The sequence below is a fragment of the Algoriphagus kandeliae genome (assembly GCF_004571135.1).
GTDB classification, from domain to species: domain Bacteria; phylum Bacteroidota; class Bacteroidia; order Cytophagales; family Cyclobacteriaceae; genus Algoriphagus; species Algoriphagus kandeliae.
The window spans coordinates 158633-183619 of sequence record NZ_SPSB01000003.1 but is presented as its reverse complement, the minus strand read 5'-3'; the positions used below and the strand labels follow the sequence as shown (position 1 = coordinate 183619).

Sequence of the window (24987 nt, the reverse complement as noted above, 5' to 3'; positions counted from 1 at the left end):
GGCTTTTTTAGCTACCAATTAGATTTCGAAAATTCTTTTCGATTTGACCTACGGCATCGAAACTTGGATCGATATTGATTACTCCCTTTCCTAGTTCATGCCAAAACCCATCACCACAATCGAGATAAATTCCTCGCTTCTTTCCAGGAGATTCCTTTGCCAAATCATAATCATAATCTGGGGTAAAGATGAGTTTCATCAACTGAAAAGCATATTCCCAATTTAGATTTTCCACTTGACCATCATGTTCAAAAACCACACTTCTATTGGAAAAATGAAGTTTAATGGAAGCTTCATGAATACTCTCTTTTTCGACTACTCTATAGTTGATTTGCAGCGGACTCTCCTTTTTTGAAGTCTCATAGATGGCCTGAATGAGATCCTGAGCCAAAAGTTGCCAAGCTTCTTGGTTAGTGGGGGATTTAAAAGGAGAAGTTTTTCCTCCTTCAATGGTCGCAACTGTAATTTCTCCTTCTCCATCCACTCGGGACGAGTAGCGTGTTTGTTCAATCAATTCCAGAACAGGTTTTTTCCAAACAGTATCCAACGTCCCGTCAAATTGATAATCGTCATTTAGGGTAAAGCCTTCCTCTAGAATTTCTTCTTCTGAAAGGTCTTCCCGGTCTGTGTAATGAAGATTCAGGGAAGCTTGAAGTGATTCTTTCTTCCAATTGAGAGAAAGTCGAAAAACATGGCTATAAGGTGGAGGGATAATGCCAGAATGATATTCTAAAACAATCCCTTCTAATTCGTGCTTGCTCAAAATCTTAAATTTTTGATTGGTGCAAAAGTAGGCTTTTTTGGATGAAATCTTTTGGTAAGTAGATGTATGATTCAGTAGTTGAATCATCAAAAATGCTATTTCTTCAATTCTATAGTTACTATGTTTTTTTTGCCTTCTTTGATTTCAATCAAACATTTTTCAAAAGATGGAATGGAAAAAGAGATCTTGGGATTATTTGAAAATCCATAAGGCTCTGTAGGGTATCCGAAGAAATTTTTATTGATTTCTCCATTTTCATCCTTATCCTGAAAAGTGCAAATGGCATATTTTCCGGGTGGCAGGGAATTGATCAGGGTTTGAGTTTTAAAGTTCTCAATTGGAAGGCTTAATGCCAATTTAGCTTTTTGTGGGTTGTCTGGGAAGCCATCTGCCTGGTCAAAAATTAAAACGCGAATCAGGCCTTGATTAGATTCACTCTTGGTGACATGAAGCTCCAATTGAGGCACGCTTTGCGGAAATACCTCCATTAAGAGAAAGGACAATCTAATGATCCAAAGAAGCATGCGCTAAGGTTTTAATTCGGTTTATTTTACCGCTAGATGTTTCCTCGAAATGGGTTAGAAAAACAACTTCCCGAGGCCTTTCATAACGTGAAATTTTGGAAGTGAGTTGTCGGAGCAAAATCTCTGCCTTTTGTCTGTCTTTCTCTGAGGATTCAATAAGAAGAACCAATTTTTCTCCTAAAGTTGGGTCAGGAATTCCTCCCAAAAAATACCGCTTTCCGGGGAAAAAATTGTCCATTTCCACTTCGATTTGCTGTTCTAAGACCTCTGGAAATAATTTGATTCCACCGGAATTAACCACAAAATCAACTCTTCCCAACCATTGGAAATTCCCAGAGGAATTAAAGGTGATTCTATCGTTCGTTTGAATTCGTTGGTTCCTGCTCATCGGGCTTTCGATCCATAAAGTCTCCCGCTCATCCTGACCGATTTTTACCCCGGGAAGTGGGTGATACCACAAGGGAGCTCCAGTTATTTTTGCAAGCGCAATGTGGGAAACTGTTTCTGTCATCCCAAAGCTTTGCCAAGCTTGAATTTCATTTTCAGCCAATTGCTTTTGAAGCTGAGCTGAACAAGGAGCTCCGCCAATCAGTATATGTTTGATTTGTTGAAGCTTTCGTTTGGAATCTTGATTTTTGAGGCTGTTCTCTACCTGAAGTGGGACCATTGCCACAAAATCAGGATGTATAGTGTTGGGAATTCGCTGAAGTGGATCGCTACTTGGTTCTACCAAAATCAATGGTGCATCCCAAATGATAGCCCTGACAAGCATCATTTTGCCCGCAATGTAATTGGGGTGAAGACAGGCTAGTAGCAAGTCAGAACTTTTTATCTGAAAAAAATCGCCGGTAGCCTGGGCACTAGCAATCATTTGTTTTCTTGTGATCTCTATTTCTTTGGGAACTCCTGTCGAACCGGATGTTTTTTGAATAAATGTTTCTATTCCTTCCATCCAATCTCGACAAAAAGAAAGTGCTTGCTGGAGAACTTCATTATCAGAAGAAGATCTAAAATCCTCTGGTGTTCGAAAAATCTGATTTTCAAAATGAAGTTGAAACATGCTGAAAGCGCTAGTAGATTGGAAGGTTAATGAGAAGTCAACAAATTTGAAGCAAGCCTGTTATCTTGCAAAAAAATCGAATTTTTAAACCAAATCGAAACAGATGGAGTGGATTACAGCAAAAGAATACGAAGATATCACCTATAAAAAGTGTAATGGGGTTGCCCGAATTGCTTTCAATCGTCCGGAAGTCCGAAACGCTTTCCGTCCAAAAACCACCGCTGAATTGTATGATGCCTTTTATGATGCCCAAGAGGATACGTCCATTGGGGTGGTTCTTTTATCCGGGGAAGGCCCATCACCAAAAGATGGAAAATGGGCATTTTGCTCAGGAGGAGATCAAAAGGCTCGTGGACACCAAGGGTATGTAGGAGATGATGGCTATCATAGACTGAATATTTTGGAAGTTCAGCGTCTCATTCGTTTTATGCCTAAGGTAGTGATTGCCGTTGTTCCAGGATGGGCAGTTGGAGGTGGACACAGCTTGCACGTAGTTTGTGATTTGACATTGGCGAGTAAGGAGCATGCTATTTTTAAGCAAACCGATGCGGATGTGACAAGCTTTGACGGTGGATATGGGTCTGCGTATTTGGCAAAAATGGTAGGTCAGAAAAAGGCCCGTGAAATTTTCTTTTTGGGAAGAAATTATTCCGCCCAAGAAGCTTTTGAAATGGGAATGGTCAATGCTGTAATTCCTCATGATGAATTGGAAGATACAGCCTATCAGTGGGCTCAGGAAATTCTTCAAAAATCACCTACTTCCATCAAGATGTTGAAGTTTGCGATGAACCTTACCGATGATGGAATGGTCGGTCAGCAGGTATTTGCTGGAGAGGCTACTCGATTAGCTTATATGACGGAAGAAGCGAAGGAGGGGAGAAATGCTTTCTTAGAAAAACGAAAGCCCGATTTCAGTAAAATTAAATGGATCCCATAATTGAGAGAAATTGAAAAAAGCCTGTTCTATCAGGCTTTTTTTATGCAATCTGGCCAATATGCTTTCTTCATCTTCTTCTTCCTCCTCCTTCTATTTTTTTGGGAGCATCTTTCATTTCAGGTTATGGCTGATTTGCGAGTGCTTTAGGTTTTATTATGCATCAGAAGAATAATATTCAGGGTAATCTACTTAGATGAGGGGATCAGTATTTCTTTTTGCGTGATTTTCTCCCAGATCATTTTTCCGATTTTTTCTCCTTGTTTCACTCCTTCTTCAATCGCATCTCGGAAATGAATTCCCCCATATAATCTCGAAATAGCAGCTTCTTCCGAAGCATTTAGGAATGAAGGGAATTCACGCTCAGGGAGTCCAAAATAAGTTTCTGAGTCGTCAACGAAATCAAAATAATCACCAAAGTATCCAGTTAAAATCACGGCTGAAGCTCGGGAAATCACAGAATGCCCTGAGGTATATTCAGGGAAAGGAGGTGTTTGTAACAATGGCCTCCATCGTTGATCTATTTTTTGGTTGATAACTGTTTCAGGACGAATTCGATCAGTTTCATATTTTGCTTTCCAGCAGGAAATAAATGCGTCATGCAGAGTCATTCCAACCAAAGCATGGATATAAGCTGTTTCGGCAAAATTCAAGTTAGCTTTTTCTGAAGCAATTCCTGTAATTCCCATCCAATGACCTCCGGGAGATATTTTTTTCACCCCTATGGCCATGTGCCCTGAAAATTCCACCATAAAAGGATTGCAATCCCAAAAATTCGCGATTAATTTTTGTTCTTCAGTGAGACTTTTACCGGTCTCATAAACCTCCATCAATTGCTGGTAAAAAGAACTCCCTTGTTCCAAACTAAAAGGAGCCATAGGAGCAGGACTGTAGGAATTCAAATTTTCAATAAAAAATGGCTGCATAGTCCTCCATTCGGGCTCCACAGCTTCGATGTATGCAGGAGGAGTCGGATACCAGCGGCCTTCCTCTTCTACGGGACTGTAGCGCGTCAGGGCAGGAAGTTCAAGGTAGCCGTCTTTTCTGGCTATTTCTAAAACAAGACTTGATGTCCGTTCTGCTTCGCTGATGTGTTCTTCGAGTTCTGATTTTTTGAGCCATTTATTTTTAATGCCTTTCTCGATCCATATTTCTTGTTTTTCTTTTAACAGGTACCCTGAGGGCATTAACTTTTCTCCCACCCGTAACATGGCGTAAATAGCTGCAAATTCAGGAGAGTTGAGTTTTTTAGATTCGTTGGTAAAATCAATTTCGAGAAGGCTAGCTGGTAAAAAATCAGCTTGGGAAAACTCTGCTTCTTGTTGCTTTATCATCAAATAGGTAGCTAGGCAAGAATAGGCATAAATCCGTGCAGCAACAGGGGGGCTGGCAACGTCAGTTACCATTACTTCAGTCAGATGAAAAAGTTGATTTTTGTAGATAGAAGGCCAGTTTTCGGACTTTTTTCCTGCCCATGTATTTACCTGAAATCCAAGTAAAAAAACAAAAATAAAAAGGCTAATCCTCATATTGATAAAGTTCTAATGCTTGGCCATGAATTCCAATCAGGAAATATTTTTTACCATTCAATTCGATTGGCAAAAGAGATTTAATGTCTCCTTTGATCGAAAGACCTGACTCGCTGGGATAAAGTGGTGAAAAATTACCCATTCCATCTCCTTGTAATATTAAACCAAGGCCTGCATCTAAATTGCCAATTCTGATTCTACTTTGATGCTGGTTTCCTCCTAAAAGAATGTCTTGCTCTCCATCTTGGTTAAAATCACCTGTAGAAATTGCATAAATTGGGAATGACTGGGCAAGTTCAGGTAATGGCTTTCCAACAAATCCAGAAGAAGTGTTTTCAAAATAAAAGGATTTTAAACTGGTCGCTTCTAAGACTTGCGCTTTCTCTAATTGGGTAGACTCGAATAGGTCCTCTAAAGAGGCATCAGCATAAGCTTCGTAAGTGGTAAACTTGCTACGCATTTCTACCATTTGACTGAGTAATTCGTCCCGGCTTGGGAATGGGTAGGCTTCGTCTCCTATGTAGCATTCCAAAATTGGATCAAGCGAACCGTTTTGATCAAAATCTGAGAAAACCAATCGCAATTTCTTCTCATCGCTTACCTCGAATTGGGAGTTTTCTCCAAAGTTGCCCGCAATCAAGTCCAAATCCCCATCTCCATCCAAATCAGCTTGTGCCAAAGCACTCCACCAACCGCTAGGTGAATTTGATAGGAATTGTTCGGTTTGATTTATGAAGCGCTGTCCTTTTTCATTGATTAAAAAAGTCAAATGCATGAATTCTCCAGCAAGAATTAAATCTACGAAACCATCTTCGTTCACATCTTGACTTACTGCAGAACTGACCAAGCCGATTAAACCATCCTTTTCTAAAAATTGATCACTTTGGTCTACAAATCTACCCTCTCCTTGATTGATCAAAAGTTTACTAGGCGGAGTTTGAGGGTATCGGCCCGGGATAATCCTTGCTCCAATAAATAAGTCTTTTAAACCATCTCCATTAAAATCTTCTGACACGGCTGTCCCTGTGCTGATTTGATAAGAGGGGAAATCACTTTGTCGGGTGAGGTTTCCCATTCCGTCATTTAGATAGAGTCGATCTGTTAAGGATTCATCAGTTCTTAAATAGTCATGGTAGCCTCCACTTCCTAAGAATAAATCCATCCATCCATCTCCATTAAAGTCCTCGAAAATTGCAATGGCATCAGTAAATTCATCATTGCTGTTGAACCCTGCATAATTCATCCAATTTTGTCCATCCCATGTGAAAATTTTCGCTGCTTGCCCTTTTGTCCCCCCGAACAAGACTTCTGGTCTTCCGTCTTGATTAAGGTCAGCAGAGGCTAAAATAGGGGATATGGCGCTAGGCATGGTAATCATCAATGGCTGACGCTTGAAATCATTGAAGCCGCTCTCTTTCGAAATGAAGTCTGGAATCGAATTTACTTTTCTAAAAAGAGGTGTAGCTTTTTCAACAAGTTTATTTGAAGTGGAATTAATCGCATCTTCATACTGCAATTCCATCACTTGATTGGCTTTAATGCTCCCTTTTTTTTCTGTTTTTCCATCAGGCCATTGAACCCAAACGGAATCTAGTTTATCTGTATTGCCTAGGCCGAAATGCAAACGATAAGAGGATGAAGATTGAAATCCTCTAACGACTTGGAGTTCTTGGATTTGCTTTTGACCTTGATGAAAAATAGTCACATTAGCCCCGATTCCTTTTGTGTTTCCCTTTGGGCCATTGAGATTAAACTGAATATAATTTCCCTTTGGTCCGGTGTTTTCGAAAATTCCAGCTACTTCATTTAGGTTGTTGACTACCAGGTCCAAATCGCCGTCATTATCCAAGTCCGAAAAAGCAGCTCCGCTTGAAAAACCTTTTTCATCAAATCCCCATTCAGCGGATCGATTTTGAAATTTTAAATCACCTTTATTTTCGAAAAGATAATTCGAAATTGGTGTGGAACTCATGCTAGTGACCAGATGTAAAGTATCGGCTACTTCGCCTGCCACTGCTTGTTTGAAATAATAATCCCCTTTGTGTTTCAGGAAGTCCCTATTAGTATAATCACGAAAATAACCGTTGGTAATAAATAGGTCCTTGAAACCATCATTTGTCGCATCAAAAAACAAAGCTGACCAGGACCAATCAGTATTAGAAATCCCAGAAAGCTGTCCGATTTCCGCAAAATTTCCTGCCCCAAGATTTAATTGGAGCATATTCCGCATGTTTTGATGGTAAAATCCTTTTCGGATCATCAGTGCATACTGCTCATAATTTTCCGGGCCATACAAGAGTTTTTGGCGCCTATTGTCTTCAGGAAGCATATCTAGCGTATAGATATCTTTGAGTCCGTCATTGTTGATATCGGCTATATCAGCTCCCATAGAAAAATGGGAAATGTGTTGAAAATAACTCGTCAATTCATCTTTGAAAGTGCCATCTCTTTGGTTGATGTAGAGGTAATCAGGTTCGATGTAATCATTCGTAACCAGTAAATCGGGCCAGCCATCTTCGTTGATATCGGTAGCAGTGACCGAAAGCCCAAATCCTAAGGGAGAGCCTTTGATTCCCGCTTCAATACTTATGTCGATGAATTTTCCTCCTTCATTTCGATATAGTTTATCCCCTGAATAAGGATGGCGGATTGTTTTTGCCTCGTCAAATTCCAATTCTGTAATGACTTGGATATGGTGATTTAAAAGGTATAAGTCCAAGTCTCCATCCCGGTCAAAATCAAAAAATAGACCTTGAGTGCTGTTAGATGGATCGGCAATTCCATAGGTTTCCGCCTGTTCTTCAAATTGGAAATCGCCCTGATTGATCCATAATTCATTTTTTCGCTCTTCCTCAGGGCCTTTTCCCGAATAGCAGACATAAATATCTAGTAGTCCATCGCCGTTTACATCAGCCATGCTGACTCCTGTGGTCCATCCTTTGTTTTTATTAATCCCTGCCTTTTTTGTCCAATCTTCAAACTCGAGGTTTCCAACGTTTTTGTAAAGAGCATTCGGAACCATGTTACCTGTGAAAAAAATGTCATCCAATCCGTCATTGTCTAAATCCCCAACAGCTACTCCGCCTCCATTGTAAAAATATTCATAGCGAAGGATGTTATTGTCCCGATCTTCGGTCAACTGATTTTTGAAATTGACTCCAATTTTTTTTGGCTTCAGCTGAATATACTTAGAAGCGTAAGTTTCTTGGGATTGAGCGGGAAAATGAAAAATTAAGCCCATGATTGCCAAAACAATCGAAAAAGCTTTTCGAAAATAGGATTTTAAAAAGTGCATAATAAATAAGATTATCCTAAACGGTTCAGCACATCTTCGAACAATTGTTCGTTGACTACTGCTACGCCTCCCATCAAACCAACATCTTCGCCTAATTGGTAAAGTGCCAATTTGGATTTTTCACGGGACTTAGCCATGCTGTAAATGTTTAGCGCCTGTTGAATAGGTGTAATGAGGTATTGATTGGCTTCAGCAACCGAACCTCCGATGATAATCAGGTCTGGGTTTAGAAGTTGGATGAGGATTGAAATCCCTCTTCCTAAATCCAATCCTGCTTCTGATAATATGGTAATGGCTCGTTGATCACCCGCTAAAGCAGCTTCCACAACTAGCGCAGGCTCTAATTCACCTTGATGATCTCGAACCATCCTTGCCAAAATACTGTCAGTGTCCAATTTGATGGCTTCTTCAGCCATCCGTACGATAGCCGTACCTGAGGCAACTGCTTCAAGGCATCCTTTTTTACCACAAATACAGGTTACGTTTCGGTTTTCGAAAATAGGAGAGTGGGAAAATTCTCCTGCAAAACCTGAAGCTCCTCGATAAATCTTTCCTTCTATGATAATTCCAAGACCGATTCCCCAACCCACAAACAGTCCAAGTACATTCTTGTGCTCATGTTCCGACCCAAATTTGAATTCGGCCAAAGTCATTGCTCGTGCGTCATTTTCCAAGAAGATTTTCTTATTGAATCTTGCCTCGAAATTTTCCAATAAGGTTTTTCTTCCAAATCGTAGATAAGTGTAATTCACTCCACCGACAGCATCGACTAATCCTGGCATGGAAACTCCTATGGCAATAATTTTTTCAGACGGAATTCCGGTCTTCTGGAGATAATTCTCCATCAAATCACAGATTTTTTCAAACGTCTCCTTTTCGTTATTCAATACAACCTTGTGGGATTCCTTGGGAAATGCCAAGGTATTGTGACAGGAGTACAGTCCTAAATTGATGGTAAATTTTGACAGGTCTACGGATAATACGTAAAAAGCATCTTCAGCAAGTCGGTAAAGGTCAGGCTTTCTCCCTCCTTGGGATTCTGCACGGCCTTGTTTGATGATTTCTCCTGAATTCATCAAATCATTGAGAAGGGAATTTACCGTAGGAAGGGAGATTCCTACTTCACTGCAGATTTCACTGGCAGTATTTGCCCCCTTTAGATATAGGTTTTTAATGATCTTAATTTTGTTGAGGTAGCTCTTGATTTCAACTACCCCGTCCATTTGATCAATGACAGCTTGAGGATTAATTAGGTTCATGGCAGAAAGATATACTTGAAATAAGGTAATTTTTGTCTTTCAAAAAAAACTTTCAAAAAAAAATCATAAAACAAGCTGAAGATTTTAAATATTAATTCGATTTATTTCTTTTGTAAGCCATTTTAGAAAAAAAGATTTTCATTATCGATTAGTTTGAAGCATATGAGCGAATTGCTTTTTTCATCCGCTAGTTCAAAAGATGAGGTTTTTCAGAAAGTATTTGAATTCCTTGATTCTGAGGGATTTTCTATTGTTTCCCAAGATAGAGAGCGGCCTTGGGGAGGTTTTTTTGTAATAGATGAGAAGCAAATCAGGAAATTTCATGATTCATTTTTTCCTGATGTTCCATTTACAGAAGAACAATATTCGCAGAAATTAAGTCCAAAATTCCTGCTTGTGGCACCAGGTGCAAGATTGTCTTGGCAATACCATTTTCGAAGAGCTGAAATTTGGAAATTACTTTTTGGAGAAGCAGGAATCGTCAGGAGTATGACTGATGAAATGGGAGTGGAGCATGATATGGTTCAAAATGAAACCGTAAAATTATCTCAGGGAGAGCGTCATCGCTTGGTTGGGAAAACTAACTGGGGTGTGGTAGCTGAAATATGGATGCATACTGAACCTAGTCATCCTTCTGATGAATCAGATATTGTTCGATTACAGGATGATTATTCAAGAAAATAAAAAAATCCCGACCGTTTGGTCGGGATCGTTTTTTTAAAACGTTGGTCCGTAGCTCAATCACCCTTAAAATTTATTCAATCAAGTTTAAAAAATTTACTAGCGGACTAGCTTTAAAGTACCTAAAGGTAATCATAATTATTTGAAATCCAAATATTTGTGTATAAAATTATCCAATTATTGGTTAAAATACTTTTTACTGTATTTTTTCGATTTTCTTGGCGATTTCTTCTGCTTCCGCCATTAGCTTATCCGCCTCAGTACGATTTGTATGAGAAAGTTTGTGTGCTTTTTCTAGCGTTTTCTTGTAAAGCTCTTGGAGTTTCTCAGCCTCAGTCTTTTTCTTGAATAGTCCAAACATAAGTTTTTTCTAGACTAACCTATTTTTCGGGTAGAGGTTTAAAAATTGATTTTAAATTCTTGTTCTGTATTTACACCCTCTACTGCCTCATCATCCTTGTAGTTAATTAAATCAATGAGCCTTCCTGCGGAATTATAATATTTCCAATTCCCTTCTTTCTTTCCATCCTTCATGATTCCTTCAGATGCCTTTCTGCCATTTTCGTGGAAAAAGGTCCAGGTTCCCGAAGCTTTTCCAGAGGTAAAATTTCCCTCGGATTCTTTTTTGCCATTTACATAATAGGTGATCCGAGTACCATTTCCATCTTTCAGAGTCCCTTTATCATAGGTAGTAGAACCGTCATAACTGTAATAATCGGAGATATTCATTAGTCTTCCATTGTCCCAGGTTTCTTCTTGGGTCAATTGCTTATTGTCGTAGAATAGTCCCCATATGCCATCCTCAAAACCTAAGACGTAGGTCCCGATGGATTTTAATTGGCCACCGTCATAATAATATACCCACTGGCCATTTTCCATTCCTAGCTCATATTCTCCTTCTGCGATAAGAATTCCGATTTTGTTAAAGTATTTCCAAAGACCGGTTTTGGTATCATTTCGGTATTCTCCTATAGAGTACAATACACCATCTGGGAAGTAACTTTTCCAAACGCCCGTTTTCATGCCATTTGAATATTGACCAACAACGGATTCTTTGCCATTTTGGAAGTATTCAACGTAGTTTCCTACTGGAACTCCCAATTCATAGGTTTTACGTTTTGCCAGGTTTTTATTCGGGTAGTACTCTTCCCATGTGCCCACTGCTATGCCATTTTCATATTTCTCGATTCGAGCAACGCGGCGATTATCGTAGTAATATTTCCAAATTCCGATTCGGTTTCCATTGGGGTCATAGTTTTCTTCGGCTTCAATGATTTTAGTTTCGGGGAAATACCGAATCCATTTGCCTACCTTTTTTCCGTTTTTATATTCACCCTCTTCATACACTTGATTTCCCAAAGCGTACCTTTTAAATATGCCTTCCATTTGACCTTGCTTATATGCTCCTTCCAAAGTCAAATTTCCATAGGAATCATACTCTAAATATGGGCCCTCTCGCAAACCATTCTCATAATATTCTCGAACAGAGACTACCCCATTGAAAAAATATTTGATCCACTGACCCGTTTTTTTCCCTTCTTCAAAAGTGCCTTCCTGAGAAACTTGAAAGGGATCTACACCCGCTGGCCTACCCGTTTTTCCATAATACTCTACGTATTTTCCTACTAGGAGACTATCCTTAAAAATCATTTCCCGAATAGGGAAGCCATCTTCATCATAGAGGACGCTTGGACCAAAAAGCTTTCCCTCTTTGTACTCAACTTCAGCTTGTTTTTTTCCATCTGGAAAAAAAGAAGTCCAAGTACCTTCCCGCTGTCCATTTTCAAAAACTCCGGTGGTTATCAGTTTATTAGTCTTAGCATCATAAATTTTCCAAAGCCCCTGTCTCATCTGATTACTTATAACACCGGTTGCAATGAGGCTTGAATCTTGGCTGTATTGTTTTACCAGTTGGTTTTCCTGGGCAAAAAGTGAACTGCAACTAAAAAAGAGAAGAATGAGTAGGTATCTCATAGAATTTGTAATCAGAATTTTATTGGCTTTGCATGCAATAATCTCTACCAATTTAGAATATTAGTACGGAGATAGACTATGATTGGTTAAAAAAAATCAATTCTTGCTTTTAGTGATTAACTCTTAAAACTTCCAATACACACTTTATAGCATGTGTCCAGTTTTGAAAGTTTTTCTCGGAGCTGCTTGAAATAGGTAAACGCTGAAATCCTTGCTGATATTTTGGAACAGTATTTTTTTGAGATGAATTTTTTATCTCCCCAAGAATTTCTTCATAATCAAAAGGGCTTTCTGTATTAGTTGGAGTCAAACCCAGATTGGAGAAATCAAAATTTGGATAGCGCTCTTTACCAACTATTACAAACAAAAAAACACCCTTTCCAAACCAGTTGAGTAATCTGATATTTAGGCCAATTTCAAGATCAAAATCCCGAATGATATCCAATACCTGATAGGGAAGCCCTCCCAAATCCCGGCCTTGAGCCTGTTTTTTACCTTTTGAATTGGGATGAATCTCAAGTAGAAAGTCTTGTGAAAAAGCGTCTCCAACCTTCCCCAATAAAGTCCAGAATTGATATTTTAACTGGTTCTGTTTTCGGATAAGCTCTTCATTTCCCCAAAGTTCCAAATCCAGCTCATCCATTTTACCAACGTAAAAGAGCAGATGCCCAAGTGAACCCTGAACCAAATGCAGCCAAACAGATTAAGTCTCCCTCATTAATTTTTCCTTGCTCCCAAGCTTCACTCATGGCGATTGGAATAGTAGCTGACGTGGTATTACCCATGTGCATGATATTATTGAAAACCTTTTCATCCGGAAGTTCCAACTTTTGTTGAATGTACTGGCTAATGCGAAGATTGGCCTGATGAGGGATAAGAAGATCAATGGCCGATTTGTCCAAGCCATTGTGATCCAATGCTTCCTGAATGACTTCCATAAAACGGACTACAGCATGTTTGAATACTGCATTTCCATTCATTTTCAAGAAAAAGCTACCTGATTCAATAAGCTCCGGAGAGAGACGAACTTCCCGGCTACTGCCCGGGTCTTTACAGTAAAGTTCTTCGGCATATTTACCCTGAGAGTGAAGATGGGTAGAAAGAATTCCGGAATTTTCGGAAGTGCTTGGGCCTAAAACGACTGCTCCAGCTCCATCTGCAAAAATCACCGAACTAGAGCGACCTTCATCACTTTTATCCAATGCGGAAGATTGGATTTCAGCTCCGACTACTAAAACCCGATTATACATACCGGTTTTAATGAATTGGTCTGCGATAGATAATGCATAGATAAACCCGGAACAGGCATTTCGAATATCCAATGCTCCGATATTGTCAAAATCAAGTTCCCGCTGTAACAAAACCCCATTTCCAGGGATGAAATAGTCGGGGGTGATTGTGGCAAAAACAATGAAATCTATGTCCTTGGCTGTCAAATTTGCCCGCTCGAGAGCTACTTCTGTTGCTTTTTTAGAAAGGGAAGTGATGGTGTCTTTTCCAGGGGTAAACCAATGACGTGTATGAATTCCAGTTCTTTCAACAATCCATTCATTGTTGGTGTCCATCATTTTGGACAATTCCTCATTGGTAACAATTCGATCGGGAACGCAATGTCCCACGCCAAGAATCTTGGATTTTCTCATCAGTATTTTGGGTTTCTCAAAGAAGGTTAGCAAATATCCGAACCACGGCTTGGAAAACAAAAAAGGATTTTGAGCCTTTTGTTTATCCAAATAAGGTATAATTCCCATGTTGGTCCATGGGAGAAGTTTTCCGAATCAATGCAGGGCTATCATTTTTGATAGAATTGACTAATGGACTGACAGGATAGCTGATCATATGATCCGAAGGATAAGGCTTCAATAAGTCAATTAATTCTTCCTCTGAACTGTAGGAGTCTAGCCATTTTTTTTCAGATCCTTTATCCAAAATCACGGGCATTCGATCATGGACATCCGAAACCAATTGGTTTGGTTCGGTAGTCAAAATTAAAAAGGTATGTTGATTCTCTCCATCCACTGTTTCATATTCATCCCAAATTCCTGCAAATGAAAATAAGGCGTTGTTTTCTAAGGTAAAGCGATGCGGGATAGTGGTTTTCTTTCCTAATCTTTTCCATTCATAAAAACCATCAGCAGGAATGATGCATCGTCTTCTTTTGAATGAGTTTTTGAAAGAAGCTTTTTGATGAACCGATTCAGCTCTTGCATTGATCAGTTTCTGAGAAACGGGCTTGTTTCTGCCAAACTCCGGAGTAATTCCCCAATAAAAGAAGGAAAAGCCTTTCGGACTATCTGAAGTAATTACCGGTACCAATTGGGTAGGGGCGATGTTGTATCGTGGTGAAAAGTCCGCGAGCATTTCTGCCTGAAAGCGCTCTTCCAGTTCAATTTTACTTTTGCTGAGGGAGTATCGTCCGCACATTTGCTTATTCTTTGTTTGCGGAAGTTAGAAATCCATTTCAATAAATTCAAATGCTCTTTTTTCGGAGTAATAGGGAGCTTTTGTTCCTGGAACAGAGAATCCTACGTGGCCACCCTGTTTAGGAAATTCAAAATATACCTGGTCAAACTCCTTGGCAAGTTTAATGGGGAAGCATTGATCGGAAAGAAAAGGATCGTTTTGTGCATTTAATACCAAGGTTGGTATGGTAATATTTTCAAGGAAAAAAATGGAAGAATTGATTTCATAGTACTCTTCCGCATCGCTAAAGCCATGCAAAGGACCGGTGTAGTAGTCATCAAAGTCACTTAGCGTTTTAATTTTTCTTAGAAACTGGACAGGGATTTCTTCCGGATGATGTTGCGCTTTTCGAATTACTTTTTCTCGAAGTGTTTTCAAAAATCGTTTCGAATAAAGTTGATTTTCACCTGAGGAAATCTTTTTACTGCTGGATGAAAGGTGCAATGGGACAGAAATAGCTACGCCTTTTTGGATAGGTTTATCCTGAGACATCGTTTCCCCGAGATATTTTAAAGTAAGATTTCCTCCCAGGCTAAAGCCTACTAATGAGATCGTGTCGTATTTCTGAGCAGCATGTTCCACCACTGTATTCAAATCGTAGGTGGCTCCTGAGTGATAAAAAATGGGTTTTTGGTTCAATTCCTCACCACATCCTCGATAATTCCATGTCAAAACGTCGTAATTGTTTTTCAAAAAAATCTGCGCCATTCCCAACATATAAGGTCTTCTGCTGTTTCCTTCTAGACCATGAGAGATGATGATCAGATGACGATTTTTGGCTTGATACCAGTCCAAATCCAAAAAATCCCCATCGGTTGTAGGAATTCTTTCTGATTCTGGATTTCGAAGTTCTACTTTCCGAAATAAGGCAGGATAGATGGTTTCCAAATGACGGTTAAACAGCCACTTAGGTCGTTGGTAGCTACTGTTGGGGATTAATGGCATATTTTTGTCGCGAGAAAGCCCAAAATCATCTGCTCGAAAATACAAGTCTAAATTTGAATAAAGAGTTTATAAAAACTATTTTTGGACACTTTAAAAAACGATAAGCGCGCAAAAACCTATGGCCGAAGTAATTAGAATGCCTAAAATGAGTGACACCATGGAAGAAGGGGTGATCGCTGCTTGGTTGAAAAAAGTCGGAGATACCGTGAAGCCGGGAGATATCCTTGCAGAAGTGGAGACTGACAAAGCGACCATGGAGCTTGAATCCTACGATGAAGGTGTCCTATTACATATCGGAGTAAAAGAAAAAGAGGCAGTTCCAGTGAATGGAATTATTGCAGTGATTGGAGAAAAGGGAGAGAAATTTGACCATCTCCTATCAGAAAACGGTGCATCCTCAGAGACTAAGGAGGAAAAAACTGTAGAAGAAGTTAAGCCAGCAGCTCCGGAAAAAGTTGCCGAGAAAATTGATACATCTTCAATCAATGCTACTGTCATAACCATGCCTAAGATGTCGGATACCATGCAAGAAGGTACCATTGCATCTTGGTTGAAAAAGGTGGGTGATGATATCAAATCTGGAGAAATCATCGCTGAAGTTGAGACTGATAAAGCAACCATGGAGCTCGAATCTTACGAGGATGGTACGCTTCTATATATTGGGGTTGAGGCTGGAAACAGTGTTCCTGTCGATGGAGTAATTGCTGTAATTGGTGAGAAAGGAGCAGATTATCAGACGCTTTTGAAAGCTCACGAACAAGAAACTGCTGCTCCTGCCGAGGAAGAGGCGCCTGCAAAAGCCGAATCAAAGCCTGAGCCTAAGAAAGAAACGGCTTCAGCACCTGCAGCTACTACATCTGCAGCTGCTCCAGCACCGGTATTGGCAGTTGGAGAAAGAGTAAAAGCCTCTCCACTTGCTAAAAAAATTGCAGAGGAGAAAGGAATAGATATTAGACTTGTATCGGGAACTGGTGAAGGTGGTCGTATCATCAAGCGAGATGTTGAAAATTATGTTCCTGCTGCTGCCCCAGCTGCTGCTGTTTCAACTGGAGTTGCTCCAGCTGTTGGTCAAGAGAGCTTTAGAGAGGAGAACGTTTCACAAATGCGTAAGGTGATCGCCAAACGACTTTCTGAAAGTAAGTTTGGAGCACCTCATTTCTACCTCACCATGGAAATCAATATGGATAAGGCTATCGAAGCTCGTAAGAGCATGAACGAGGTTTCTCCAGTGAAGATTTCTTTCAATGATATGGTTATCAAAGCTGCCGCCGCAGCATTGCGTCAGCATCCAAAAGTAAATTCCAGTTGGCTAGGAGATAAGATTCGATACAATGACCATATCCATATCGGAATGGCAGTCGCAGTTGAAGAAGGCTTGTTGGTTCCTGTAATTCGATTCGCAGATAGCAAATCCCTTTCCCAGATTTCTAATGAAGCAAAAACTTTGGGAGGAAAAGCGAAGAATAAAGAATTGCAGCCTAAGGATTGGGAAGGAAACACCTTCACGATTTCCAACTTGGGAATGTTTGGTATAGAAGAATTCACTGCTATCATCAACCCGCCTGATGCATGTATCCTTGCTGTTGGAGGAATTAAGGAAACTGTCATTGTGAAGGATGGTCAAATGAAGATTGGAAACGTGATGAAAGTAACGCTTTCCTGTGACCACCGAGTTGTTGATGGAGCTGTTGGTTCAGCCTTCCTGTTAACTTTAAAAGGTTTGCTCGAAGATCCAGTAAGAATTTTGATTTAATCAATAACCTGTCAAAAAGTCCTGTTTTCACAGGACTTTTTGCTTTAGAACGGTTATTGGTATCTAATCTTTACCTACTTGAGTAGGAAAGTTCGAATTTGAAATTCAAAGAAGAAAATTTTTATTCTCATGGAAAAAATTAAATCAACCACCGTCGTCGCCATCCGTCACAATGGACAAACTGTAATCGGTGCTGACGGGCAGGCTACTTTGGGAAATACCGTCGCGAAAAGTAGCGTTAAGAAAATCCGGGTTTTGCAAAATGGCAGAATCGTTACTGGTTTCGCTGGTTCAACAGCCGATGCATTTACTTTATTGGAAAGATTCGAAGAGAAGCTTGGAGCTTTTGGAAATAATATGAAGCGGGCTGCTGTGGAACTTGCCAAAGAATGGAGAATGGACCGCATGCTTAGCAAATTGGAAGCGATGATGGTCGTTGCAGATAAGGATGATATTTTAATCATCTCCGGAACGGGAGATGTCATCGAACCTGATATGGAAATTGCCACCATCGGTTCCGGAAGTATGTATGCCCAATCTGCCGCTAGAGCTTTGAAAAAATTCGCCCCACAACTATCAGCCGAGGAGATGGTCAGGGAGAGTCTTCAGATAGCAGCTGATATTTGTATTTACACCAATCATAACTTGGTGATAGAGAAGGTGAAGGATTGAAATTTAACGGGATTTGTAACCGGATCGGATGGTCCGGTTTTTTTATGACTTTTATTTAAACCTCCTGCTGTTTTTAGGTGTTATCCATGCAAACCAATTATCCATTCATGGAAACTACAGCAAAGAAGAAAACATCAAAAAAGGACTATCGAAAGTTAATTCTTGAAAGTTACCAACAGCATGTCTTAGAATTTGGAAAGGAGCCAGCTTCCATTTTCAAATTTGCCAAAGAGCTGAAAATGACTGAAGGGGAGTTCTACACTTGGTTTACTTCCTTTGATGCGATTAAATCCGCTATTTGGGTGCAGCTTTTCGATGAAACTGTTACCCAACTTGAAGCGCAAGAAGTTTATAAAGAATACTCTGCAAGAGAAAAGTTTTTGGGCTTCCTATTTACCTGGATTGAAGTTCTTAAAAATAACCGTTCTTACTTGTTGAGCTTGTATTCAGAGAAATTAAAGTCACTTACCAGCCTACCTTCTGAGCTAAAGGAATTTAGAGGCAAATTTAAGGATTATGCAGGTGAGATTATTTTAGAAGGAAAAGAAACTCAGGAAATTGCAAATCGCCCTATTCTTTCGGATCGATATGATGAGGCACTGTGGGTTCAGGTTTTGTTTGTTTTCAATTACTGGTTGAAAGATCAGTCTCCTGGCTTTGAAAAGACAGATGCAGCCATCGAAAAATCAGTCAATTTAGCATTTGACCTGATGGGTAAAAGTGCTCTGGATAGTTTTCTTGATTTTGCAAAATTCCTTTATCAAAGCAAATAAGTATGGCTGAGAAACTGAAAGAGCAGGAATCCATCCCGGTTTCCAAAGTACAGCGTGCGGCCAAATTTATTTCCACAGGGGCCAAGGTCGGAGGGAATTACGTTCGACATTACGCTAAAAAAATGGTCAATCCTTCATTGGACAAGGAATCTCTTCATCAGTCCAATGCTGAAGATATTTACAAGTCTCTTAGCCAACTGAAGGGTTCGGCTTTGAAAGTTGCTCAAATGATGTCCATGGACAAAAACCTGTTGCCTCGTGCTTATCAGGATAAGTTCACCATGGCTCAGTATTCTGCACCGCCACTTTCCTATCCTTTGGTGGTCAAGACTTTCCAGAAATATTTTGGGAAAGGCCCCGAACAGCTTTTTGAAACATTTACTCGATCTGCTGTAAATGCTGCGTCCATCGGTCAAGTTCATCAGGCGACCTTGGATGGTAAAACTTTGGCTGTAAAAATCCAATATCCAGGCGTGGCGGATTCTGTTAGTTCTGACCTGAAATTGGTGCGTCCTTTCGCCCTTCGACTTCTCAATATGAATGAGAAAGAATTGGATCATTACATGGAAGAAGTGGAGGAAAGATTACTGGAAGAGACTGATTATCTGTTGGAGGTAGAGCGATCTCGAGAGATTTCGAAAGCCTGTTCACATATTCCCAATCTGAACTTCCCTAACTATTATGATGAGTTTAGTTCAGAACGAATCATTACCATGGACTGGATTCAGGGTCAACATATTAAAGAATGGTTGGAAACTAATCCAAGTCAAGAGTCTAAAAATCAGGTAGGTCAAGCACTTTGGGACTTTTACCATCATCAGGTTCATAATTTGAAGCAAGTCCATGCTGATCCACATCCTGGAAACTTCATTGTTCAGGATAAAGATGTTTTGGGAATCATTGATTTTGGTTGTGTGAAGGTGATTCCTGAAGATTTTTATAAAGGCTATTTTTCTTTAATCAAAAAGGATTTATTGATTAAAGAAGAAGAATTGAATGAGATATTCTATGGCCTGGAGTTCATTTCAGACCAAGATACAGAAGAAGAAAAAGTCTATTTCAAAGGAGTTTTCAAGGAGATGATTTCCCTCCTTGGGAAACCTTTCCATGCAGAGCGATTTGACTTTGCTGATGATGGATTCTTTGAGCAGATCTTTGAATTGGGAGATCGGATTTCGAATGATAAAATGTTCAAAAAATCCCGACAAGCGCGTGGATCGAGACATGGATTGTATATCAATCGAACCTATTTCGGACTCTACAATTTATTGAATCAGCTTCAAGCTGAAATCGAAACAACAAAGCCGGAATGGTTGAAATAAGGAAGAGGCTGTCTTTTTAATCCCTCTTGTCACATTGAACAGAGTCGAAATGAAGCACTATTTACTGCACCTAGACTTCGACTTCGCTCAGTCTGACAAAAAATTAGATTTAAAGACAGCCGCTCTTCTACTTTTATTTAAATGACTTTTTAAATCTTGCCCATTCATTTTTTAACAGGCTGTAATATATCGTGTCCCTTCTTCTTCCCGTGCAGAGTAGTGTATGACTGCGCAAAATTCCTTCTTCAACCAACCCCAATTTGAGTAAAGCCTTCCGTGCAGGCAGGTTTAAAACATCGGTTTTTAATTCTATTCGTTCTAGTCCCATTTGCTCGAAGGCATATTCCATCATCAGGAATTTCATTTGAGCATTCACACCAGTCCCCTGAAAATTTTTCCCTATCCAAGTCCAACCTATTTCTATCCGTTGATCTCTTTCTGAATAATTCCCAAAACCAGAGGAGCCCATTAGTTTTCCGGAATCCTTATCAATCAAAACCAATTGAATTCTTTCTCCATTAAAAGCTGGAATTGCCCATGATTGAATTCCTTCCAAGGTACTTAAGTTATGGGTGAAATATTCCCATAGGCTTTGATCTTGAGTCAATTCCAAAAGCAAAGAAAAATCCTGCTCCTTGATTGGTCGGAGCAGGATTTTTTCATTTTCTAAAATAAGATATGATTCTATCAACTGTACAGTTCTTTTAAGTATTGATTGAATAGGTTGACTTCTTCTGGCGTGCCAGTAGAAATTCGGCACCAATCATTTAAAGGAGGGAATGGCCTTCCGATAATCATTCCTTTGTCAGCAAAGGCCTTGTTCAGTTCTTTGATATCTCTACCTGATTGGAAGAAAACAAAGTTTGCATGACTATCCAGATAAGGGAGTTTCAAATCATCTAAAGTTTTGGTAATGGCATCTTTTGCTTCATTGGTTTTTTGAAGGGTGAAATCATAAAATTCCTGATCCCCCAAAGCTGCTTTACCCGCCTCAATCGCCATGATATTGGTATTTGCTACCACCCGCTCACGAAGACGCTGTGCTAAAGCAGGTCTTGCGATCAAATAACCTAATCGGATCCCTGCAAGGCCATAGACTTTGGAAAAAGTACGGGATACCACCACATCCATTCCTTTTTTGACTAGCTCAACCATGGATGGGTAATTAGGTTCTTTAATGAAGTCATAGTATGCTTCATCACTGAAAACTACAGTCTTTTTGCTGACTGTCTCGCAAAAGTCCATTACACGATCTGCTGGGAGTAATTTTCCAGTAGGATTGTTTGGATTGCAAAGGAATACCAAGCGTGTTTGATAAGAAACCCGCTTCTCGATCTCATCTAGGTCAAAGTCCAAGTCTTTGTTTAATGGCACCCAATTGATATCCGTGCCCCAAAGCTCCGCGTAATCCATCATGGATAAGAAAGTTGGGGCGCAGGAAATGATTTCTCCGCTTTGCCCGAAGGTGATTCCTGCAACTTTTAGACCTTCTGTGGATCCGGCAACTAAAACAATATGATCTTCAGGAACTCCTTCTTTCTCTGCAAGGAGTTTTACTAAATCAGCATTGTAGCCCCAGGGATAGCGGCAACCCAGATCAAAGTGGTCTACCATGGCTTTTCTCATCTTTTGAGATGGGCCAAAAGGGTTTTCATTAGAACCTAATCGAATAGGGCCATCCATTGGTCTAGGATTGAACTTGTTGACCTCTTCTGCTGAAAGGGGGGATAGCAAACCTCCTCCCATCATTGCCACACCGCTTCCTAATCCTACTTTTTTTAGCCAATTCCTTCTTGACAATCCATTCATATTCTTTTCGTTTTATTGGAGAAATACCAAAATTCAGGTAGGTAAATTAAAAAAATTACAGATTAGAGGCCTGAAAAGTGCAAGTATTTTTTTTGAAGGGATGGTATTTTGAAAAATAAAATTCCAAAAATTATATAAGTGGCAGAATAATTTTTTAAATTAAACCAAAGCACAGAAACTTAACCCAGTTAATTATGAAAAAATATGTTTTTCTATTCGTTGGCATCATGCTTTGGGCTTTTACTGCGAATGCCCAAAAAGATCAATACATGGTGCTGGAGTTTGTCAAGGTGGAAAGTGACCAACTTTTTGACTACATCGAGTTTAAAGACTTGATGGAAAAGGTTTACAGACAGGCCTTGAATGATCATCAGATTACAGGATGGGACTTTTGGGCCTTGCAGTCAGGAGCAAGCCACTCGGACTTCCAATACATCATGATCACTTATTATGATGACCCTGTAAAAATGATGGATGGATTAGATGAAACCAAAATGATCGAATACACCAAAATTGCTTATCCTCATTTGAATGATGCTCAGGTGGTGAAATTATTCGAAAATTCTCTTTCCATGCGGGAATTACCAATGCGGCTATACATGAAGCAAATTGTAAGCACTGAGGATGATTTTCACATGAGACCGGGGGTTTTGGCTTCCTTTGACTTGATGAAGGCGAAAGAAGGCAATTTTGCGGCTTATGAAAAAGCGGAAGAAGAAGTCTTCAAACCAATTCATCAGAAGCGGATTGAACAAGGTTTGATGGGGCATTGGAGTCTATTGCGCACGGCCTTGCCATTGGGAACTGAAGCAAAGTCTACGCATTTAACTTTGAATATGTACAAGGATTACATGCAGTTTTTCAATGCTCAAGCCTATGAGGATTTAGACCAAACGGAGGCAGATCGAAAAGCTGTGAATGAAGGTTTGAACTCTCGGGAGCAAAAGTGGGTTTATTTAGCAACTTTAGAAAATGTAGTTAGGTAGCAATAGTCCGGTTTGACGCTACTTTAGGAGGCCTTGAGACAGGGCCTCTTTTTTTTGAAAAAAGCGAAAAAGAATAATCCCTATCAAAGGACCGAACCCTAAAAGTCCTAAGGAGAATGAAACTCCCAATCGAGGCACTAACCATTCTGTGAGTTGAATCGAAAATATAGTCAAGGCAAAACCCAGACAGTTGACAAGAGTAAGAGCTGTTCCACGATATGTAGGAGGTGTAGACTGGGCAACTAATGTGGAGAATTGGGGCGAATCAGCAGTGACTAGGATTCCCCAAATCAGTAGGAAAAGGAAGCCCAGAACCCCGATATTTTCAGGCAATAGAAATACCAAAAGACAGCAAATTCCAGATCCCAGTAAAGATGAAAGCGCAACGTTTCGACTACTTTTTTTTGCTGCAATAAATCCACCAAGAGCACAGGAAAAAGCTCCAATAGCGATAATAAAAAATACTCCGATGGAATTGCTAGGACTCCCTGCTTGCCAAGTAGTAAAATAGGCTAAGGCTAATGGGGCAAAAGCCCAGAAAGTGTAGAGTTCCCACATATGACCAAAATATCCCGAAGCTGCTCCTTTAAGGGCATTTATTTGACTGAGGCGAGGAAGTACTTTCCAATCGAACTTAGGATTTCGGGTTCGATAAGGACCATCTGGCACAAAGAGTCCAACAGTCAAGCCACCTAAAGCAGCTAAGCTCGAGGTAATCCAAAAAATTATTTCATAGGAATATTGGAAATCTAATCCTCGAACCAAAAAGGGGAGAGCAGTGCCAAGAACAAGGGCTCCCACGAGTAATCCTAATGCTTTGCCAAGTCCTTTTTCAAAATAATCGGCGGCGATTTTCATCCCTACCGGATAAATTCCTGCTAAAAAAAAGCCTACCAAATATCGAAAAGCCAATAAAGACTCAAAGTTGAGGGGGAAAACTGTGATTAGAAAATTAAACCCTGCTGCTAACAAGGAACTAATCAAAAAGACTTTGCTTGGAGAAAACCTATCTGGAATGGAAAGGATAGCAAAAATTAAAGTTCCGGAAATAAAGCCAAATTGAACTGCAGATGTTAAGGCTCCTGTCAATTCTGGCAAGTCCAACTTCTGACTTAATTCAGGAATAACAGCATTGCCAGCAAACCAAAGGGAAGTGCCCAAAAACTGGGAGATAACAATGATCGTAAGGGCACTTCCCGCTTGAATCTGCCGCATTAGGCTCCGATGATTGTTTTGATTTCGGTTATCTCTGAATCGCTGAACTGGGAATTTTTAATGGATGCAACATTGTCATCCAGTTGTTCAGGTCTGGAAACACCCACCAATACGGAAGTGATACGTTGATCTTTAAGCAGCCAAGCAATGGCCATTTGCGCTAAGGTCTGTCCTCTTGAAATAGCGATATCATTAAGCTTTTTGATCATCTGGATTTTGTCTCCACTAATTTGATCAGGCTTCAGATACCGACCATCTTTGGCAGCCCTGGAATCTTCAGGAATACCCTTCAGATATTTGTTTGTCAATAGTCCCTGCTCCAATGGGGAGAATGCAATGCTTCCAATTCCTTTTTCTTCAAGTACATCCAAAAGACCGCCTTCAACCCAACGATCAAGCATGCTATATCGTGGCTGGTGAATTAGAAGCGGAGTGCCCATTTCTTTTAGAATAGAATAAGCACGGGCTGTTTCTTCTGCGCTATATTGAGAGATTCCCACATAGAGAGCTTTACCCTGACGAACCAATTGATCTAGAGCTCCCATTGTTTCTTCAAGAGGAGTTTCAGGATCCGGACGGTGATGGTAAAAAATATCTACATAATCCAGTCCCATTCGCTTCAAGCTTTGATCACAGCTTGCTATCAGGTATTTTTTCGATCCCCAGTTTCCATAAGGACCTGGCCACATATCCCATCCAGCTTTGGAGGAAATAATGAGTTCATCCCGGTAGGGAAGTAGGTCTTTTTTAAAGATTCTTCCAAAATTTTCCTCGGCAGAACCATAAGGAGGGCCATAGTTATTTGCCAGGTCAAAGTGTGAAATGCCCAAATCAAAAGCTCTTCGAATAATTTTTCTTCCCAGTGTAAAGTCTGCATTGTGCCCGAAATTATGCCACAAGCCAAGGCTTATTTCTGGAAGCATTAAGCCGCTTTTTCCGGTTCTTCGGTATTTCATTTCTTGATACCGATTGTCAGCAGCATGGTAAGTGGGTAGGGGATTATGATCGTTGATATTCATGAATCAAGGTT

General features: G+C 40.0%; 23 protein-coding genes. 7 read left to right on the top strand and 16 right to left on the bottom strand.

The genetic code is table 11. The annotated features are described in order from the left end of the window. Positions 1–7 precede the first annotated feature (7 nt). Genes E4S40_RS09425 through E4S40_RS09415 form a run of 3 tightly spaced genes read right to left on the bottom strand, consistent with a single transcriptional unit; the run spans position 8 to position 2347 of the window. On the bottom strand, positions 8–850 hold the full coding sequence (locus E4S40_RS09425; protein ID WP_135073398.1) for a hypothetical protein: 843 nt from the start codon (positions 848–850) through the stop codon (positions 8–10). 8 nt (positions 851–858) lie between these two features. Further along, on the bottom strand, positions 859–1287 hold the full coding sequence (locus E4S40_RS09420; protein WP_135073396.1) for a DUF2141 domain-containing protein: 429 nt from the start codon (positions 1285–1287) through the stop codon (positions 859–861). Continuing rightward, entirely contained in the window at positions 1268–2347 is a 1080-nt protein-coding gene (locus E4S40_RS09415) for an AMP-binding protein (RefSeq protein ID WP_135073394.1), read from the bottom strand. Before E4S40_RS09415 ends, E4S40_RS09420 begins: the two co-directional genes overlap by 20 nt. 103 nt (positions 2348–2450) lie before the next feature. On the opposite strand from E4S40_RS09415, the gene E4S40_RS09410 reads away from it, so the two are divergent. Continuing rightward, positions 2451–3284 carry a 1,4-dihydroxy-2-naphthoyl-CoA synthase gene (locus tag E4S40_RS09410; RefSeq protein WP_135073392.1) on the top strand — a complete coding sequence of 278 codons (834 nt, stop codon included), beginning with the start codon at positions 2451–2453 and terminating at the stop codon, positions 3282–3284. A 185-nt stretch (positions 3285–3469) separates the two neighbouring features. Here E4S40_RS09410 and E4S40_RS09405 read toward each other — a convergent pair whose 3' ends face one another. From E4S40_RS09405 to E4S40_RS09395, 3 genes are read right to left on the bottom strand one after another with little or no spacing between them, the layout of a single operon-like run. Beyond that, on the bottom strand, positions 3470–4810 hold the full coding sequence (locus E4S40_RS09405; protein ID WP_135073390.1) for a vanadium-dependent haloperoxidase: 1341 nt from the start codon (positions 4808–4810) through the stop codon (positions 3470–3472). Beyond that, on the bottom strand, positions 4800–8105 hold the full coding sequence (locus E4S40_RS09400) for a VCBS repeat-containing protein (RefSeq protein ID WP_237563162.1): 3306 nt from the start codon (positions 8103–8105) through the stop codon (positions 4800–4802). The genes E4S40_RS09405 and E4S40_RS09400 overlap by 11 nt, the downstream gene beginning before the upstream one ends. An 11-nt stretch (positions 8106–8116) precedes the next feature. After that, the gene (locus E4S40_RS09395; protein WP_135073388.1) at positions 8117–9364 is read right to left on the bottom strand and encodes an ROK family transcriptional regulator; all 1248 of its coding nucleotides are present in this window, start codon (positions 9362–9364) and stop codon (positions 8117–8119) included. 162 nt (positions 9365–9526) lie between these two features. On the opposite strand from E4S40_RS09395, the gene E4S40_RS09390 reads away from it, so the two are divergent. Then, entirely contained in the window at positions 9527–10048 is a 522-nt protein-coding gene (locus tag E4S40_RS09390) for a cupin domain-containing protein (RefSeq protein ID WP_135073386.1), read from the top strand. 193 nt (positions 10049–10241) lie between these two features. Here E4S40_RS09390 and E4S40_RS09385 read toward each other — a convergent pair whose 3' ends face one another. The 6 genes from E4S40_RS09385 to E4S40_RS09360 form a co-directional block, all read right to left on the bottom strand. After that, positions 10242–10406, bottom strand: coding sequence for a Lacal_2735 family protein (locus E4S40_RS09385; RefSeq protein WP_135073384.1), 165 nt, complete (start codon positions 10404–10406; stop codon positions 10242–10244). Positions 10407–10444: 38 nt separating this feature from the next. Then, on the bottom strand, positions 10445–12019 hold the full coding sequence (locus E4S40_RS09380) for a toxin-antitoxin system YwqK family antitoxin (protein ID WP_135073382.1): 1575 nt from the start codon (positions 12017–12019) through the stop codon (positions 10445–10447). Between the two features lie 109 nt (positions 12020–12128). After that, positions 12129–12662, bottom strand: coding sequence for a hypothetical protein (locus E4S40_RS09375; protein WP_135073380.1), 534 nt, complete (start codon positions 12660–12662; stop codon positions 12129–12131). A gap of 1 nt (position 12663) precedes the next feature. Continuing rightward, positions 12664–13662: a 3-oxoacyl-ACP synthase III family protein gene (locus E4S40_RS09370; protein WP_135073378.1), complete on the bottom strand. Its 999-nt coding sequence runs from the start codon at positions 13660–13662 to the stop codon at positions 12664–12666. Positions 13663–13744: 82 nt separating this feature from the next. Continuing rightward, positions 13745–14443: an SOS response-associated peptidase gene (locus tag E4S40_RS09365; protein ID WP_135073376.1), complete on the bottom strand. Its 699-nt coding sequence runs from the start codon at positions 14441–14443 to the stop codon at positions 13745–13747. A 24-nt stretch (positions 14444–14467) separates the two neighbouring features. After that, positions 14468–15427, bottom strand: a complete 960-nt coding sequence (locus E4S40_RS09360; protein ID WP_135074431.1) for a YheT family hydrolase — start codon at positions 15425–15427, stop codon at positions 14468–14470. Between the two features lie 118 nt (positions 15428–15545). On the opposite strand from E4S40_RS09360, the gene E4S40_RS09355 reads away from it, so the two are divergent. The 4 genes from E4S40_RS09355 (at position 15546) to E4S40_RS09340 (ending at position 19947) form a co-directional block, all read left to right on the top strand. After that, on the top strand, positions 15546–17180 hold the full coding sequence (locus E4S40_RS09355; RefSeq protein WP_135073374.1) for a pyruvate dehydrogenase complex dihydrolipoamide acetyltransferase: 1635 nt from the start codon (positions 15546–15548) through the stop codon (positions 17178–17180). A 129-nt stretch (positions 17181–17309) separates the two neighbouring features. Next, complete coding sequence (gene hslV, locus E4S40_RS09350; RefSeq protein ID WP_135073372.1) at positions 17310–17852, top strand: ATP-dependent protease subunit HslV; 543 nt, start codon at positions 17310–17312, stop codon at positions 17850–17852. Positions 17853–17959: 107 nt separating this feature from the next. Further along, positions 17960–18625, top strand: a complete 666-nt coding sequence (locus E4S40_RS09345; protein WP_135073370.1) for a TetR/AcrR family transcriptional regulator — start codon at positions 17960–17962, stop codon at positions 18623–18625. A gap of 2 nt (positions 18626–18627) precedes the next feature. Beyond that, positions 18628–19947, top strand: a complete 1320-nt coding sequence (locus E4S40_RS09340; protein ID WP_135073368.1) for an ABC1 kinase family protein — start codon at positions 18628–18630, stop codon at positions 19945–19947. A gap of 133 nt (positions 19948–20080) precedes the next feature. On the opposite strand, the gene E4S40_RS09335 is transcribed toward E4S40_RS09340, so the two are convergent. Together E4S40_RS09335 and E4S40_RS09330 are read right to left on the bottom strand one after the other, a co-directional pair. Beyond that, positions 20081–20638, bottom strand: coding sequence for a GNAT family N-acetyltransferase (locus E4S40_RS09335; protein WP_135073366.1), 558 nt, complete (start codon positions 20636–20638; stop codon positions 20081–20083). After that, positions 20635–21756, bottom strand: a complete 1122-nt coding sequence (locus tag E4S40_RS09330; protein WP_135073363.1) for a pyridoxal phosphate-dependent aminotransferase — start codon at positions 21754–21756, stop codon at positions 20635–20637. Before E4S40_RS09330 ends, E4S40_RS09335 begins: the two co-directional genes overlap by 4 nt. A 194-nt stretch (positions 21757–21950) precedes the next feature. Between E4S40_RS09330 and E4S40_RS09325 the strand changes: the two genes are divergently transcribed. Then, positions 21951–22742: a hypothetical protein gene (locus E4S40_RS09325; protein WP_237563161.1), complete on the top strand. Its 792-nt coding sequence runs from the start codon at positions 21951–21953 to the stop codon at positions 22740–22742. Positions 22743–22760: 18 nt separating this feature from the next. On the opposite strand, the gene E4S40_RS09320 is transcribed toward E4S40_RS09325, so the two are convergent. Further along, complete coding sequence (locus E4S40_RS09320; protein ID WP_135073361.1) at positions 22761–23957, bottom strand: MFS transporter; 1197 nt, start codon at positions 23955–23957, stop codon at positions 22761–22763. Continuing rightward, positions 23957–24976, bottom strand: coding sequence for an L-glyceraldehyde 3-phosphate reductase (gene mgrA, locus E4S40_RS09315; protein ID WP_135073359.1), 1020 nt, complete (start codon positions 24974–24976; stop codon positions 23957–23959). Before mgrA ends, E4S40_RS09320 begins: the two co-directional genes overlap by 1 nt. Positions 24977–24987 lie beyond the last annotated feature (11 nt).